This window comes from Rhizobium sp. BK376, assembly GCF_004341625.1.
In the GTDB taxonomy this organism is placed as follows: domain Bacteria; phylum Pseudomonadota; class Alphaproteobacteria; order Rhizobiales; family Rhizobiaceae; genus Rhizobium.
Genome location: NZ_SLZG01000008.1, coordinates 36,320 through 52,454, shown reverse-complemented (window position 1 = coordinate 52,454; position 16,135 = coordinate 36,320). Strand labels below are relative to the sequence as shown.

General features: G+C 61.7%; 14 protein-coding genes. 7 read left to right on the top strand and 7 right to left on the bottom strand.

Going from position 1 to position 16,135, the window contains the following annotated elements:
* The first annotated feature begins 145 nt into the window (after positions 1 to 145).
* Both EV561_RS19735 and EV561_RS19730 read left to right on the top strand, forming a co-directional pair.
* The gene (locus EV561_RS19735; protein WP_132524017.1) at positions 146 to 742 is read left to right on the top strand and encodes a DUF922 domain-containing protein; all 597 of its coding nucleotides are present in this window, start codon (positions 146 to 148) and stop codon (positions 740 to 742) included.
* A 248-nt stretch (positions 743 to 990) separates the two neighbouring features.
* A complete protein-coding gene (locus EV561_RS19730) occupies positions 991 to 2,022 on the top strand; it encodes an aldo/keto reductase (protein ID WP_132524016.1) in 1,032 nt (343 codons plus the stop codon).
* A gap of 60 nt (positions 2,023 to 2,082) precedes the next feature.
* On the opposite strand, the gene EV561_RS19725 is transcribed toward EV561_RS19730, so the two are convergent.
* Together EV561_RS19725 and EV561_RS19720 are read right to left on the bottom strand one after the other, a co-directional pair.
* A complete protein-coding gene (locus EV561_RS19725; RefSeq protein WP_132524015.1) occupies positions 2,083 to 3,033 on the bottom strand; it encodes a nucleoside hydrolase in 951 nt (316 codons plus the stop codon).
* Positions 3,034 to 3,181: 148 nt separating this feature from the next.
* A complete protein-coding gene (locus tag EV561_RS19720; RefSeq protein WP_132524014.1) occupies positions 3,182 to 3,622 on the bottom strand; it encodes a cobalamin biosynthesis protein in 441 nt (146 codons plus the stop codon).
* A gap of 114 nt (positions 3,623 to 3,736) precedes the next feature.
* Here EV561_RS19720 and EV561_RS19715 point away from each other — a divergent pair, with 114 nt between their 5' ends.
* From EV561_RS19715 to EV561_RS19705, 3 genes are all read left to right on the top strand, one after another.
* Positions 3,737 to 4,522, top strand: coding sequence for a TSUP family transporter (locus EV561_RS19715; RefSeq protein WP_132524013.1), 786 nt, complete (start codon positions 3,737 to 3,739; stop codon positions 4,520 to 4,522).
* 120 nt (positions 4,523 to 4,642) lie between these two features.
* Entirely contained in the window at positions 4,643 to 5,011 is a 369-nt protein-coding gene (locus tag EV561_RS19710) for a nuclear transport factor 2 family protein (RefSeq protein ID WP_132524012.1), read from the top strand.
* Positions 5,008 to 5,823 (top strand): helix-turn-helix transcriptional regulator, encoded by an 816-nt coding sequence (locus EV561_RS19705; RefSeq protein ID WP_132524011.1) that lies wholly within the window; start codon positions 5,008 to 5,010, stop codon positions 5,821 to 5,823. Before EV561_RS19710 ends, EV561_RS19705 begins: the two co-directional genes overlap by 4 nt.
* A gap of 24 nt (positions 5,824 to 5,847) precedes the next feature.
* Here EV561_RS19705 and EV561_RS19700 read toward each other — a convergent pair whose 3' ends face one another.
* Entirely contained in the window at positions 5,848 to 6,579 is a 732-nt protein-coding gene (locus tag EV561_RS19700; RefSeq protein WP_132524010.1) for an ROK family protein, read from the bottom strand.
* Positions 6,580 to 6,826: 247 nt separating this feature from the next.
* Between EV561_RS19700 and EV561_RS19695 the strand changes: the two genes are divergently transcribed.
* Entirely contained in the window at positions 6,827 to 9,214 is a 2,388-nt protein-coding gene (locus EV561_RS19695) for a glucan 1,4-alpha-glucosidase (protein WP_132524009.1), read from the top strand.
* 45 nt (positions 9,215 to 9,259) lie between these two features.
* Here the strand turns inward: EV561_RS19695 and EV561_RS19690 are convergent, their stop codons facing one another.
* On the bottom strand, positions 9,260 to 9,922 hold the full coding sequence (locus EV561_RS19690; protein WP_132524008.1) for an isochorismatase family protein: 663 nt from the start codon (positions 9,920 to 9,922) through the stop codon (positions 9,260 to 9,262).
* A gap of 182 nt (positions 9,923 to 10,104) precedes the next feature.
* Between EV561_RS19690 and EV561_RS19685 the strand changes: the two genes are divergently transcribed.
* On the top strand, positions 10,105 to 10,689 hold the full coding sequence (locus EV561_RS19685) for a YigZ family protein (protein ID WP_132524007.1): 585 nt from the start codon (positions 10,105 to 10,107) through the stop codon (positions 10,687 to 10,689).
* Between the two features lie 207 nt (positions 10,690 to 10,896).
* Here EV561_RS19685 and cobO read toward each other — a convergent pair whose 3' ends face one another.
* Genes cobO through cobN form a run of 3 tightly spaced genes read right to left on the bottom strand, consistent with a single transcriptional unit; the run spans position 10,897 to position 16,129 of the window.
* Positions 10,897 to 11,538 (bottom strand): cob(I)yrinic acid a,c-diamide adenosyltransferase, encoded by a 642-nt coding sequence (gene cobO / locus EV561_RS19680; protein WP_132524006.1) that lies wholly within the window; start codon positions 11,536 to 11,538, stop codon positions 10,897 to 10,899.
* Positions 11,535 to 12,134 (bottom strand): dimethylsulfonioproprionate lyase family protein, encoded by a 600-nt coding sequence (locus EV561_RS19675; RefSeq protein ID WP_132524005.1) that lies wholly within the window; start codon positions 12,132 to 12,134, stop codon positions 11,535 to 11,537. The genes cobO and EV561_RS19675 overlap by 4 nt, the downstream gene beginning before the upstream one ends.
* The gene (gene cobN / locus EV561_RS19670; protein WP_132524004.1) at positions 12,131 to 16,129 is read right to left on the bottom strand and encodes a cobaltochelatase subunit CobN; all 3,999 of its coding nucleotides are present in this window, start codon (positions 16,127 to 16,129) and stop codon (positions 12,131 to 12,133) included. The genes EV561_RS19675 and cobN overlap by 4 nt, the downstream gene beginning before the upstream one ends.
* Between the last annotated feature and the right edge of the window lie 6 nt (positions 16,130 to 16,135).

Genomic DNA, 16,135 nt, shown 5'->3' with positions numbered 1-16,135 from the left:
TATGCCCGGTCGGGCGGAATTGCAATATTGGCAGCAATGCCGCCGAAGCGGATGTTCGTTTGCGGCATCGAACGCCACCGGACAGCATTGAAAGCGCAATCCGCCAACGCTAGTCTTCGCACCGCAAAGCTTGTCCGGAGGATGCGTGAAGGCGATTCTGAAAGTTTGTCTAACGGCGCTGATATCAGGGGCGCTGCCGATTGCCGCATCTGCCGAATGGCAGGCGGTCGAAAAGGTGCAGACCTATCCCATCACAGGTAAGACCGGCGCTGAACTTTACGAATCGATCGGCGAACACGGGCCTACTCTCGGCACTGGGCGCACGATCGCGCATACAGGTTTCAAGCTGACCTGGACCCGGCAATACGTTCCGCAAGACAATGCGTGCGTCCTCGTCTCAGCCGTTCCGAAATTGATTATTACCTACACGCTGCCCAGGCCCGCATCGACGCTCCCCGCCCCGGTCCGCCAAAGCTGGGAGACTTTCATCGCGGGCGTGCGCAAGCACGAGGCGGTCCATGGCGACAGCATCAAGCAGTTGGTCAGGGAAATCGAGCAGACGAGCGTCGGCCTGTCGGCCCCTGATGATCCGGACTGCAAGAAAATCCGCGTCGAGCTGACGAAGCGCCTCGGCGACCTGTCCCTGCAGCAGCGGCAGCGCGACACCGAATTCGACCGCGTCGAGATGAGCAAGGATGGCAACATCCAGCAACTCATTCTTGCCCTGGCGAACGGTCCGTAAGGCAATTCCAGCAAAAGCCAACAGCGGTTTTGCGTCCGGAATTGCGCAGACGCATCAGAGCGCAGCTTTCATTATTTTGATTTCTTGAAGTTACAAAAGTCGACTATCGTCTGCGCGCCGGCACAGATCGCCGGATCACTTGGCGGCATTTGCCGTGTCAACCAACACATAGCGACTGAATGAGGGAGCGTTGGCTCTGCTCGACGGCTGTCTGCGTCGCCGCCGGCGCTCCGAAAGAGGAGGCAGGAATGGAATATCGCAAGCTCGGTCCCACCGGGGCTATCGTCACCGCCTATTGCCTGGGCACCATGACTTTCGGCAACGAGGCCGATGAGGAAACATCTCACACATTGCTCGACGATTATTTCGCCGGCGGCGGAAACTTCATCGATACCGCCGACGTCTACAGCGCCGGCAAGTCCGAGGAAATCATCGGCCGTTGGCTGAAGGCGCGACCGACCGAAGCCGACCAGGCCGTCATCGCCACCAAGGGGCGCTTCCCGATGGGACAGGGTCCGAACGATCTCGGCCTTTCGCGCCGCCATCTCGGCAAGGCGCTGGATGATTCGCTTCGCCGCCTCGGCATTGAGCAGATCGACCTTTACCAGATGCATGCCTGGGACGCGCTGACGCCGATCGAGGAGACGCTGCGCTTCCTCGACGACGCGGTTCGTGCAGGCAAGATCGCCTATTACGGTTTTTCCAACTATGTCGGCTGGCACATTGCCAAGGCTTCCGAAATCGCCAAGGCGCAGGGCTACACGCGCCCTGTGACGCTGCAGCCGCAATATAATCTGCTGGTCCGCGACATCGAGCTCGAAATCGTCGCGGCCTGCCAGGATGCTGGCATGGGGCTCCTGCCCTGGTCGCCGCTTGGCGGCGGCTGGTTGACGGGCAAGTACAAGCGGGACAATACGCCGACCGGTGCCACCCGCCTTGGCGAAAATCCATCCCGCGGTATGGAATCCTATGCCCAGCGTAACGCCCAGGAACGCACCTGGGCGATCATCGAAGCAGTGGAAAAGATCGCAAGGGCCTGGGATGTCAGCATGGCGCAGGTTGCCCTCGCCTGGACCGCGGCACGACCGGCGGTAACGTCGGTCATTCTCGGTGCCCGCACGAAGGAGCAACTCGCCGATAACTTGGCCGCGGCCAAGCTGCGCCTCACCGAAGAAGAAATGGCGACGCTGAACGACATCAGCGCACCGCAGCCGTCATCCTATCCCTATGGCGACGGTGGCACCAACCAGCGGCACCGCAAGATGGAAGGCGGCCGCTAATAGAGACGAGGCCCGCCGCGATCTGCGGCGAGCCTCCTTACTCCCGGGTGATCTGGCGGCTTAAGCCGTCAGGATCGCATCGCGGATAAGGTCGATGACCTTTTCCGACTGGATGCCGGTGCAGACGATCTGGCTTGGCAGATTGTCCCAGTCGCCTGGTGGGAAGCGCTTGCCATCCGGCTTCACGATGGTCTGGCCGTCGGCAATGCCGCCGCAGACGACGCGGACGGAGCCGGTGATCGTCTCGAACAATTCGGGCGCCACGACATAGACGCAGGCGCAGCTGTCATGCACCATCATGCCGTCCTCGACCGCATGCTTGTAGAAGTCGATATAGGACTGCGACAGATCGTTGAGCAATTGGACCGACTTGCCGCCCGATTTCGCCATCTCGCCCAGATAGCTGCGGCTCATGGTCGTGACCGCCGTTACGTCGAGGCCGACGACCACGACCTTCCAGGCGGCCGTCATGACGACATCGGCGGCCTCCGGGTCCCCATGGATATTGGCTTCGGCGACCGGCGAAACGTTGCCCGGCACGTAGAAGGAGCCGCCCATGATGACGACATCCTTCACCAGCCTGGCGATGTCAGGGTCATGCTTCAGCGCCAGCGCCAGATTGGTCATGCGACCGACCGCGACCAGGGTCACCTCGCCCGGATTGGCACGCACGGTGTCGATGATGAACTGGTAGGCCGGACGCGGATCGGGTGAAATATCGACTGTCTCGGGGACGTCGATATCGCCGAGGCCGTTAACCCCATGAACCCATGTCGGCCATGCACGTTCCTGGCGCGAGGGATCGAAGGTAACGCTGGCGCCCTTGGCGACGGGGCACGGAATGCCCCATTCGCGCTTCAGGAAAAGCGCATTGCGGGTCGTCGTCTCGACCGACGCATTCCCGAAAACCGTCGTTACGCCAAGCAGGTCGATGTCAGGGTGGCGGTGCAAAAAGAGGAGCGCCATGGCATCGTCGACGCCAGGGTCCGTGTCGTAAATGACTTTGTGCATGATTATTCCTTGCTATTCAGTCGCCGCGTCACGGGATGACCGGCGAAATGCCTCACCATACCGGCAGACGCCATTTCTGCAATATCCGACGCGATTTTGAGCGATTTCGTCACAGCTTGCGGTGAATCAGGTCAGAAATCCCGAATTTTCAGCAGATTTCAGCGATCGCGGCGGTCGAGAACGCCGATTTCAGCTTCGGCACGACAAGGATCGCCGAAGGTCCGGCAGCAGCCAGAGCCGCAGCTTCGGCCACACCGTGGCAGCCGACGCGGGCAAAGACCAATTCGGAAGGGTTCTTCAGCCGCGGCGTCTCCCTCTCCAGCGTCGCGGCATCAAAGAAACGAAGCGGCACCTCGAGATAATCTGCAAGCGCAAGAATTGCAGGTTCTTCCCGCTTCATGTCGATCGAGGAGAGGCATGCCACTTGCCCCGCCCTAATTCCCGCTGCAGACAGGGCCTCCTCGGCAAGCGCGCGGACATCGGCAATGGAGGCCCCGCGCTCGCAGCCCACGCCAAGCACGAAACGCCTCGCGTCCGCATCGGAATGACGCGGATAGCTCGTATCTTTCACGTCAGGATCTACCGACATCTCCACCGCTCACCAGATTCGTCAATTTTGCCGCACTGTGTCGGAATGGCAATTGCTGGCAAGGCCATGGAATGCAACAAGGCGCACCATTCCAATCGCCCAGAGTCCTTCATCTTGCAAGACATTACCCTCCACCTTCTTCTTCTGCTCTTTGCCGCCGCTTTCTTTGCCGGTTTCGTCGATTCCATTGCCGGCGGCGGCGGTCTGATCACCGTACCCGCTATGCTGATCGCAGGTATTCCACCGTTGCAGACGCTTGGGACCAACAAGGTGCAGTCCATATTCGGCGCGGGCTCGGCAACGCTCGCCTATGCCCGCAAGGGTCACGTCCAGCTGCGCGAGCAATTGCCGATGGCTCTGATGGCTGTCGGAGGCGGCGCATTGGGCGCAGCACTGGCGACCATCATGCCAAGCCAGGTTCTCGGCATCGTCATGCCCTTCCTGCTGATCGCGATTGCGCTCTATTTCGCCTTCAAGCCCAATCTCGGCGATGTCGAAAAGCACCGGCGCATGAGCGCGCTTGCCTTCGGATTGACGCTGGTGCCGCTGATCGGCTTCTACGACGGCGCCTTCGGCCCCGGCACCGGATCTTTCCTGATGCTCGGTTTCGTCAGCCTCGCCGGCTTCGGCCTCCTGAAGGCGACGGCGCACACCAAGCTCCTGAATTTCGGCTCCAATCTGGGCGCGCTGATCGTCTTCATGTCCTACGGGGTAATTCTCTGGAAGGTCGGCCTGACCATGGGCGTCGGTCAGTTCCTCGGCGCGCAGGCCGGATCGCGGCTCGCCATGCGCAACGGCGCAAAGATCATCAAGCCCTTGCTTGTCGTCGTCTGCATCGCCTTCGCGATCAAGCTGATCGCCGATCCGTCCAATCCCGTGCGGGTTTGGCTGGGTTTTTAAAGAGCACTTTGCTCTATTATTGCCTCGTTCAATTACCTCTGGCGTAATTGATGCTGCATGCTGCCTTTCGCATGATCGCGAGGCCTGGATGGACCGGGCGATCACAAAGGAGACGAGACAATGTTTGATGCGACTGAACTGGCCGAGCGTTACATCGCGATCTGGAACGAAACCGATGCGGATCGGCGGCGCAAGATGATTGCCGAGTGCTGGACCGAAGATGCGGTCTATGTCGATCCGATGATGAAGGCCGAAGGTTATGCCGAGATCGATGGATTGGTCGCCGCGGTGCACGACCGCTTCCCTGGCTTCCGCTTTTCCCTGGTAAAGCCAGCCGACCGCCATGGCGACAATCTGCGCTTTTCCTGGCAGCTCGGGCCGCAGCATCAGCCGGACATGATCATGGGCACGGATTTCGCGCTTCTGGACGGCGATCGGATGAAGACGGTCAATGGCTTTATCGACCAGCTTCCGGCAGAGGCGGCATGACGACGGCCGCCCGCTCTCTCGGCGACTACCTGCGCGAATGGCGGCAGCGCCGCCACCTGAGCCAGCTCGATTTCGCCCTCGAAGCCGACATCTCGCAACGGCATCTGAGCTTCATCGAGAGCGGGCGCGCCACCCCCAGCCGAGAGATGCTTCTCCATCTGGCGGAGCGGCTGGCGGTGCCTCTGAGGGAGCGAAACCCCATGCTGCTGGCCGCTGGATTTGCTCCTGTCTTCGCCGAGCGCTCGCTGGACGATCCAGCGCTAGCTCCGGCTCGGCAGGCTGTCGACATGGTGTTGAAGGGGCATGAGCCATTTCCCGCGCTCGCTGTCGATCGTCACTGGACGCTGATCGCCGCCAATGCAGCGGTTGCGCCTCTGCTGACCGGCGTCGCCGACGCAGCACTGCTCGAACCGCCGGTCAACGTTCTGCGCCTCAGCCTGCATCCGCAGGGCATGGCACCGAAGATCATTAACCTGGCTGAGTGGCGCACGCATCTTCTGGAGCGCCTGCACCAGCAGATATCCTCCACCCGTGACCGTGTGCTTGCCGGCCTCCTGACCGAATTGTCCGCCTATCCGGAGCCGTCCGCGCGGCGAAACAAACCGTCGCCTGAGCGCGACTATGGCGGCATCGTCGTTCCGCTCGAGTTGGAGACCGAGAAAGGTATCCTCTCGCTCTTCTCGACAATAACGGTGTTCGGCACACCAGTGGATATCACCTTGTCCGAGCTTGCAGTGGAATCCTTCTTCCCGGCGAATGCTGAAACCGCGAGCATCCTGAAAGAATTCGCTGCTGTAACAAAGCCCGGGTAACCACTGGAATGATTCGAGAAAATCCTAGTAGCGAACGATGAGCTTCTCGTCCTGCCACAGCCGGAAGCCACCGAGGAAAGCATTCTCGTTCGAGCCGCGCCGGCAGTTGGGCGGAAGCTCCTTCAACTTATCGACATTGCCACCACCGATGACGATGTAGTCGGACTGGAGCGCCGCCTGCAGCCGCTCGACGACGTCGACGACCGACAGGCGCCACTTGGCCTTGCCGCGACGCTGCAGACCACGCTCGCCAACGTAGTCCTCGAACGTATTGCCCTTCCTGTAGGGCAGATGCGCAAGCTCCATCGGCAGGCAGACATTCTCTGCCACCATTGCCGCGCCGAGCCCGGTGCCTAGTCCGAGAAAGAGCATCCGCCCGCCCTCGTAGCTGCCGATCGCCTGCATCATGGCATCGTTGACCAATCGCAAAGGCTTGTCGAATGCCGCCTGGAAGTCGAACCCTTTCCAGCCGCTGCCGAGATTGTGCGGTTCCAGCGCCGGCTTGTTGTCGGCGATCGGACCGGGATAGCCCATGCCGATCGCGTCGTAATCCCATCCCGAAGCAAGATCCTTGACGGCTTCGACCATCTGCTTTGGCGTCATATGCGGCCCGGATTCCACCGCCCGCTTTCCGCCGATCGTGCTGAGCGAAACCTTGACATGCGATCCGCCGAGATCGATTGCCAGCACCGTCTTCTGCGCACTCTTTTTCGTCTTCAGACTCTGGTTGATCGCCGCGCCAATTTCATCGGTCATCTGCCACTCCTTGTTCCGGTTGCCGCCTTGGGCAATCCCGCTATTTCCACCCGGTGACCATCAAGTCGATATTTATCTAGGGCCCGCTCACGCGCCGGCTATCGTTTCTACGATTCGTCGGGCAAATTACAGTTTTAGATGCCGAACGCGACGTCAACTTGGGCAACTTCGTTCACGATCGCCGCCAGCCCTTTTTCGGGCGACGGTCGAAAATCGGGAGCTTGCCTCATCAAAGGACGACCAGACGATGGATACGACAGATGCACCCGGCGCCCCCGGCATTGAGCCACGCTGGACTTCGAGCGACAAGAGCGCCGTCGGCACCGCCGTCAGCCCCGAAAGCCAGGTCTGGTTCACGGCCAGCCACGGCATCCTCAACGAGGTTTACGCGCCCCGTCTCGACATGGCCAGCATCCGCGATTTCGGCTTCGTCGTCACTGCCAATGATTACTTCTCCGAGGAGAAGCGCGATACCGACCACACCGTCGAGATGATCGAGGACGGCGTTCCCGCCTTTCGGCTGGTCAACACCGCCAAGGATGGCCGCTACCGTATCACCAAGATCATTCTGACCGATCCCGAGCGCGAGGTGGTTCTCCAAGATATCCGGTTTGAGGCTCTGGTCGGCCAGCTCCAGGACTATCGGCTGCACGCGCTTGTCGCCCCGCACCTCGTCAATGCCGGAGCTGACAACACCGCATGGTATGGAGACTTCAAGGGACGCCAGATGCTCTTTGCGCAGGGAGCCGGCCGTTCGCTCGCCGTTGCCTCCTCCACGCCCTGGATCGCCCGGTCGGCAGGCTATGTCGGACTGTCGGACGGCTGGCAGACATTGCACAAGGGTGAAGGCTTGCGGCTTGAGTTCCAGCGCGCCGAATATGGCAATGTCGCTCTCTCCGGAACGATCGATCTTATTGCTGGAAAAGGCGGCGCGGTGCTCGCGCTCGGCTTCGGAACGCAGCCGGAGGAATCGGCGTTCCGCGCGCTCCTCAGCCTCCAGAAAGGTGTAGGGCCCGCGCTGAAGCAATATCGTGCCGGCTGGCGGAAATGGCAGTCCGGTCTCTTGCCGCTCGACGAACCCCATGATCCGCAGACATTGAACCGCTACCGCGTCAGCACGTCGGTGCTGGCCACCCATCGCGACGATGCCTCGGGCGCCATCATCGCCAGCCTTTCCATCCCTTGGGGCTTCAACAAGAGCGATGACGATATCGGCGGCTACCATCTCGTCTGGACGCGTGACCTCGTCGAAACCGCCGGCGGCTTCCTTGCGGCCGGCAGCGAGAAGGATGCACGATCCGTGCTCGACTATCTCGTCGCCATCCAGGAAGGAGACGGGCATTGGGTCCAGAACGCCTGGCTCGACGGCCGGCCCTACTGGTACGGCATCCAGATGGACGAGACCGCCTTCCCGATCCTGCTTTACGACATGCTGCTCAGAGCCAAGGCCATAGCGCCCGAAGAGGCCGACCAGTATCTGCCGATGATCGAGGCAGCCGCAAGCTACATCATCCGCAACGGACCGGCGACCCAGCAGGATCGCTGGGAAGAGGACGGCGGATATTCGCCTTTCACGCTCGCGGTCGAGATCGCGGCACTATTGGCCGCCGCAGACGCGATGCAGGTGGCAGGGATGAACGAGGAGGCGCAATATCTTCGCGAAGTGGCCGACGGCTGGAACGAGCGCATCGAAGATTGGACCTATGCCGCCGACACGGACCTCTCGAGGGAGCTCGGCATCGACGGCTACTATATGCGCATAGCACTCGCCGCCGAGGACGGGTTGCCGCGGACCCATGGCCTGATCCCAATCAAGAACCGGCCGGACAGCAGCGAAGCACTGGAAGCTGGCCTCCTCGTCAGCCCCGATGCGCTGGCCCTCGTCCGCTTCGGCCTTCGGGCCGCTGACGATCCGCGTATCCTGAATACGATCGCTGCGATCGATTTCCTGCTGAAGCGCGAGCTGCCTGCCGGACCCTATTGGTATCGCTACAACGACGACGGCTATGGCGAGCAGGAGGACGGATCGCCCTTTCACGGCATAGGCATAGGCCGTCTCTGGCCTCTCCTGACCGGCGAGCGAGCCCATTACGAGCTTGCGGCGGGCAATGTCGCCGAAGCAAAGCGCCTGCTCGCCGCCCTTGAGGCCTCTGCCAGCTCAGGTGGTCTTCTGCCGGAGCAGATATGGGATGAGGCCGATATTCCCGGGCGCGAACTCTTCCTTGGAAAGCCCTCCGGCAGCGCCATGCCGCTGGTCTGGGCGCATGCGGAGCATATCAAGCTGCTGCGCTCGCTGAGGGACGGCGCGGTCTTCGACACGCCGCCGCAAACACTTGAACGCTATGTGAAGAACAGGCCGCCCGTAGCCCCCATAGCCTGGCGTCTGACATCCATGGTCGAGCGGGTGGACTGGGGAAGACCGCTGCGCATCGAACTGATGGCGCCTGCGATCATCCACTGGTCCTCAGACGATTGGGCGACGATAACCGACACGCTTACGCGCAACACCGGCCTCGGCACGCATATTTTCGATCTGCCGCTTACCATTGAGGCCGGTACCGTCATCCGCTTTGCCATTTTCTGGGTTCAGGACGAAAAATGGCAAGGATCGGATTTCGCCGTCATGATTGGCTAAGGGGCATGATCGGCTGACGGACGTGATCGGCGACGCGACCCCGCGTCAGAATTTGATCATGTCGATCGCCGTTAGCGTCGTCTTTGCCGAAACGCCGGGCGCATTCATCATGTGCCAGGCGACATATTGCTCGGCATAGGGCTCGGTCGAGGACATGCCATCGACCGGCAGGATGACGTTCATACCCATCCAGAGCGCGGCATGTGTCGCGGTATCGAGCACGGCGCCTTCAGAGGCCGTCCCCGTCACGATGACGGTCTTGATGCCCTTCTTCGTCAGGATGTCGGCCAGATCGGTCTTGACGAATTTGTCCGGCCCGGACTTGACGATCGGATCGCCCTCCTTCGGCGTCAACGCCATCGCGATGTCCTTCGGCTCGGCCTGAGCCGTGATGCTGTAGATGACGGGCACCTTGGCGTCGCGCGCGGCGGCAATAAGCTTTTCCATCTTCGGCAGCGAGGCAAGGCAGCGCGGCTTGGTGTTGCTGTTGCAGGGCCCCTTGGTCGGATCCTGCGCGCCGTTGAAATCGAGCACGAGAAGCGCGGTATCCTTGACGTCGATCGTGACAGGCTTCAGCGCGGGCGCGGCCGGCACCTTCACGCTCGACCAGTCGTCGATGATCGTCTCGGCAAACGCCGGCAAGGGCGCGGCAGCGCAGAGTAGAAGAACGGCAGCAATGCTGGTCATGGTTCGGCGTGCAGTCGTCATGGTACTCCCCCTGTCGCGGCTTTTTCGCACGATGCGGCGCGATATTTCCGGAGGCATCGGGGTCAAGTCAAATCACCAGAAAACGCAAAAAGGTGATCGCCGGTTGATATGCTGCCCTTAGCATCTCCACATCGAACCATCGACCGGCTTCGCAGGGCCGCCCAGTTCCGCTAAACAGCAGCATGTTCGCTCTGGAATCGACATCGACCTATAGCCAGGAAATCAAACGCAGCCGTTTCACTGCGACGGCCGCCCCGATCGCGGATATGGACGCGGCCAAGGATTTCATCGCGCGAAACAGCATTCCGGATGCCAACCACAATTGCTGGGCCTGGCGCGTCGGCCAGAACTACCGGTTCAGCGACGACGGCGAACCGAGCGGCACCGCCGGCAAGCCGATCCTGCAGGCGATCGACGGCCAGAAACTGGATACGGTGGCTGTCATCGTAACACGCTGGTTCGGCGGCGTGCTGCTCGGAAGCGGCGGCCTGATCCGCGCCTATGGCGGAACGGCGGCGCTCTGCCTCCAGGCCGTTCCTTATCGGCCTATCATCCCGATGGTCCAGGCGAGCGTCGAGCTACAATTTTCCGATCTGGCGCTGGTCAAGGCAAAGCTCCTGGCGCAAGCGGATGCGCGGATCACCGAGGAACGCTTCGTCGAAACGGGCGCGATCCTGGAGATCGCGGTACCGGAGGCGAATACGGAAGACGTCATTCGAAAAGTGTCCGACCTGACCAATGGAAGGGCCGTCGTCAGCGTGAAGTAGTTGGATAGGCAAATCTGGCCAATCATAAAGCTACACTTCGTCCACCTCCGTCATCCCTGTGCTCGTCACAGGGATCCAGCAGCCGCGCGTCCGCGTGGCAAAAGAGTCTTTTCAGCCCAAGGACTTGGGCTGACTGGATTCCTGTCACAAGGACAGGAATGACGAAGAAATTGGGACGCATGCCCCACCGCTGGGCTGCAGACCTTTTTAGAACTCCACACCCGGCTGTCCCTTGATGCCGGAGCGGAAGGGATGCTTGATCAGCTCCATCTCGGTAACGAGGTCCGCGATCTCGATCAGCTCTTCCTTGGCGTTGCGGCCGGTCAGCACGACGTGGGTCATGTAGGGCTTTTCTGTCTTCAGGAATTCGACGACCTCGTTGAGATCGAGATAGTCGTAGCGCAGCGCAATGTTGATCTCGTCGAGCAGCACCATCGAATTGCGCTCGTCGCGGATCAGCTCTTTCGCTTTCTCCCATGCGGCACCAGCCGCAGCCACATCGCGGGCACGGTCCTGTGTCTCCCAGGTGAACCCCTCGCCCATCGTATAGAATTGGCAGATATCGGAGAAATGCTTCTCGATCAGGTCCCGCTCGCCCGTCCACATTGCGCCCTTGATGAACTGGACGACGGCGCAGGGCTTCTTGTGGGCGATATGGCGGAAGATCATGCCGAAGGCGGAGGACGACTTGCCCTTGCCCTTCCCCGTATGAACGATGATCAGGCCTTTTTCATCGGTCTTGGTGGCCATGATCTTGTCGCGCGCGGCCTTCTTCTTGGCCATCTTGTCGGCGTGGCGCGCATCGTCCTTTTCGGCGCCCGCTGCCGATTCCGTCGTTTCTTCGCTCATGTGTTTCTCCCGGAAATTATCGATTTTTGCGCCAATGGACCGCCCCGCCAGAGATAGAGCGCCACCAGCGTCTCCCGCTGCGTCTGCATTGCATGGCGAACATCCGATGGATGGTGGATGATCTCCCCGGCATGGCGCGGAACGAAGGCTCCCGCATCCTTGCTCCAGAGAGAGCCACCCGTCAGCGGAATATAGATTTCCTCGGCGACATGATGGTGGTCCGGATAGTGGATCTCCGGCCCAAGCATCAGAAATCCGCCAGCCATGACGTCGCTATCGAAATGGCCGCGCGTTCCGAACAATTCCACCCAGCCGTAGCGCTTGAGAAAGGCATCGCCGAAATCGCCGGTGCTGTAGGTCTGCGCCCAATGGAGCGATGCGGCATCCCTGATCAGCGCAGACAGAAGCGTGTTGTCGTGATCGTCAGTGGGGACTGCAATGTCTGAGAGGTACTCCACGACCGGCAGGCCGCGCGGTTCGAGCGCGCGCTCCGCCATCTGCCAGTCGAAGCCCTCAAGGAACCGCGCCAACACTGCCTCGTGATGCGACGCCAGGTAAGCCCGAAAGCTCTGAAGCAGGGACGTAAAATCGCTCATGGGATCATCTCTTCCTCGGGGCTGACGGCTTGCAGGTCGAACCGTGCCGAATTGCTGCGCGGCGTCCAGAGCTGCCGGTCGATTGCCTCAAGCAGTCGCTCCTTCATCTCCTCGAGAGCGCTCGGGTTCTTCTCCGCCATGAAGTCGCGCACATGGGCATCGGCGACGAAGGCCTGATAGACCGCCTCGAAATGATGGTCGCGCACCGCACCGGTCGTGGCGGCGAAAGCGAAGAGATAATCGACGGTCGCGGCGATCTCGAAAGCGCCCTTGTAACCGTGGCGCATGACACCTGCGATCCATTTCGGATTGACCACCCGGCCGCGCACCACCCTGCCGATCTCCTCTTCCAGCGAGCGGATGACGGGCTTCTCCGGCCGGGAATGGTCGTTGTGGTAGATCGACGGCCGCTCGCCGGCAAGCTGCTCGGCCGCAGCAGCCATCCCGCCTTCGAACTGGTAATAATCGTCGCTGTCGAGCAGGTCGTGCTCGCGATTGTCCTGGTTCTGAACGACCGCCTGGATCGATCGCAGCCGATCCTCGAAAACGCCGCGCTCGGAGCGCCCCTCTTCACCGGCGCCGTAAGCGTAGCTGCCCCAGACGAGATAGGCCTCGGCGAGATCGGCCCGCCGCTCCCAGCCCTTTTCGTCGATCAGCGCCTGCAGCCCCGCCCCGTAAGCCCCGGGTTTCGAACCGAAGATGCGATACCCAGCCCTTCGCAGGGCAGAAGCCTCGTCCAGCCCCGCCGAAGCAAGCCGTTTGGCTTCGCCACGCATGCGCGCCGCAATCGGATTATCCGCCTGGTCCTCATCGAGCTGGCCCACGGCACGAACGGCCTTGTCGAACAGCGCGATCTGTTCGGGGAACGCGTCACGAAAGAAGCCGGAAATCCTGAGCGTCACATCGACGCGCGGACGACGCAATATTGCCGGTGGAATGATATCGTATCCGGTGACACGGCGCGACGTCATGTCCCAGATCGGCTTGACGCCGATCAGCGCCAGCGCCTGGGCAATGTCATCGCCCCCCGTGCGCATGTTGGACGTGCCCCAGGCCGTCAGCCCGAAGGAAACAGGCCATTCCCCATGATCCTGCACGTAGCGGCGAACCAGCAGTTCCGCCGATTTCTTGCCAAGTTCGTAAGCCGCCGGCGTCGGCACGGCGCGGCTGTCCACCGAATAGAAATTCCGCCCTGTCGGCAGCACATCCGGCCTTCCGCGCGTCGGCGCACCGGAGGCCCCAGGCGGCACGAAACGGCCCTCCAGCCCCTTCAGCAACGCCGCGATCTCGGCATCCCCGCAGGCGAGGATCGAGGGCTTCAGGCGGGCCTCGATCTCGGCCAGAACCTCTCTGGTTTGGGGCCAGAAGGTTGGGCATTCGGTCTCGCCGGAGACGAGCTTTGCCGCCAGCAGCTCGATGCGCTCGACGGTGTCGCCATTCGTACGCCAGGGGGCGTCGGAGACTTCAGCTAGGATTGCGGGTTTGGGGCCGGTCCATGGGGCGGCCATGTTGCAATCGAGGGGATCGAAGCGAGGAGAGCTTGGCATACCCCCCTCTGTCCTGCCGGACATCTCCCCCACAAGGGGGGAGATTGGGGATGCAGCCACTCGGCCAAAAGCCCTGTCTGAGAAAGCGGCCCCGCTGAACGTCGGGGTATCATCGAAACGGCGCGGCATATCGATCTCCCCCCTTGTGGGGGAGATGTCCGGCAGGACAGAGGGGGGGGCCTCGCAAGCCACCTCCACCAGCCCAGCATCCGCCGCAATCGCCCGCTGCAAACTCTGATCCCCGCCGTCGCCCAGCCCTCGTGGCACACGCGCCAACGCCACCGTCAAATCCGTGAGCAGCCGCCCCTGCGGCGAGACGCCGAAAATGTGCAGGCCGTCGCGGATCTGCATTTCCTTGAGGTCGCAGAGATAGGCATCGAGCTTCTGCAGCGCGCTATCTTCGTTCTCGCCCTTGGCAATCCCGGCATCGGCATCCAGCCCGATATCGGCGACGAGATCGAGGATCTGCTTGCGCAACAGACGGAGCCGGCGGGGATCGCCGCCGGACGCCTCGTAATATTCATCCACCAGCGCTTCGAGATCCTTCAGCGGCCCATAGCTCTCCGCCCGCGTCAGCGGCGGCGTCAGATGGTCGATGATGACGGCGCTGGTACGGCGCTTGGCCTGCGTGCCCTCGCCCGGATCATTGACGATAAAGGGATAAAGGTGTGGCAAAGGCCCGAGAATTGCTTCGGGATAGCAGGTCTCGGAAAGCGCCAGCGCCTTGCCCGGCAGCCACTCAAGATTGCCATGCTTGCCCATGTGGATCACGGCATGGGCGCCGAATTCCTGGCGGAGGAACGCATAGAAGGCGAGATAGCCATGCGGCGGCACGAGATCCGGCGAATGATGGCTTTCCTTCGGATCGATATTGTAGCCGCGCGCCGGCTGGATGCCGACCAGCACCTCACCGAACCGTGCAAACGGCAGGGCAAACGCGCCGTCGCGGAAATAGGGATCCAACTCCGGAGCGCCCCAGCGCGCAGTGATCTCCTCTTGAATCTGATTGGGAAGAGATGTGAAGAAGACCCTGTAATGACTCGCAGAAATCCTCTCGCGGATCAGCTTCCCATCATGGCCGGAATTGGTCGGTCCTTCCATCAGATGCCGGATCAGCGCGTCACCATCGGCAGGCAGATCCGAAACCGGATAGCCCTGCGCCTGCATCGCCCTCAGCACCTCGACCGTTCCGGCCGGCGTATCGAGCCCGACCCCGTTGCCGAGCCGACCATCGCGGTTCGGGTAATTCGCCATGACCAGGGCGACGCGCCTTTTCTGAGGCTGCGTCCCCCGAAGCGTCGCCCAATTTGCCGCTAATTCGGCCACGTAGCGCATGCGTCCCGCATCCGGCTCGCTGCCGACGATATTGACCTCGACCCGTTCGTCGTAGCGTGCCGCAGCTTTGAAGGAGACCGCCCGCGACAGCACGCGGCCGTCGACTTCTGGCAGCGCAACGTTCATACCGAGATCACGCGCGGACAAACCTTGTGCCGAGGCGGCCCAGGCTTCACGAGACGAACCCGAAAAGATCGCCTGCAGAACGATCGCCTCATTGGCCTCCAACACGGTCGGTTCGCGGTCGGCGCCGGGTGCCGAAACGGCAAAGCCCGTCGTATTGATCACCACGCCGGGCCTTATTTCGGCGAAGACGCTTTCGAGAATCCCCTTGGAGACCGGATCCTTGAGGCTGTACGCAAAAACCGGCAACGGCCGGATGCCCTTGGCGATCAGAGCTTCGATCAGAGCTTCGACCGGCTTTGTTTCACCGCTCTGAACGAGGGCACGGTAGAAACTGATGGCGATGGTCGGAAGTGCGAGCCCTGCAGGGGTCGCCATATTGTCCGGGGGCTGGCGTAGCGCCTCCTCAGAAACCCGCCGCCACTCCTCAACGCCTATAACGCCCCTGCCCGGCCACCAGATGCCCGCCTTCATTAGCGGCACCGCGGGCTCCGGCGTCTCGCCGCCGGAAAGCATCGCATTAGCATAGGCCAGAAACGCCCGCGAGTTCGCATCCCCGCCCTCGATCAGATACGACCAGAGCGCGTTGAGGTCATCGAGCGCCACATTGGAAAACGGCGTCAGCCCCGGATCGGCTCGGGAATCTCCCGGCAGCACCGCAATCAGCGCTCCCTGACGGGCAGCGCAGGCATGCAGCGCCTCCAGCGCATAGTGGAAATAGCTCGCCCCGCCGAGCGCCCGAACGATGATCAGCTTCGCATGACGCGCGGTGCGCTCGATATAGGTATCGACCGACATCGGATGCTTGAGGCTCATCAGGCTGGCGAGCCTCAGGGAAAATCCGGCATTCCCGTGGCCATGAGCCGCCGCGATGGCGGCGAGCTCCGTGTCGGCAGCCGACAGGAAAAGGATATCGCCCGGCGATTGGCCGAGATCAATCGCCTCGTCGCCATCGCTGATCGTACCCTTCTGTGCCAGCAGGAGATGCATCGTTCT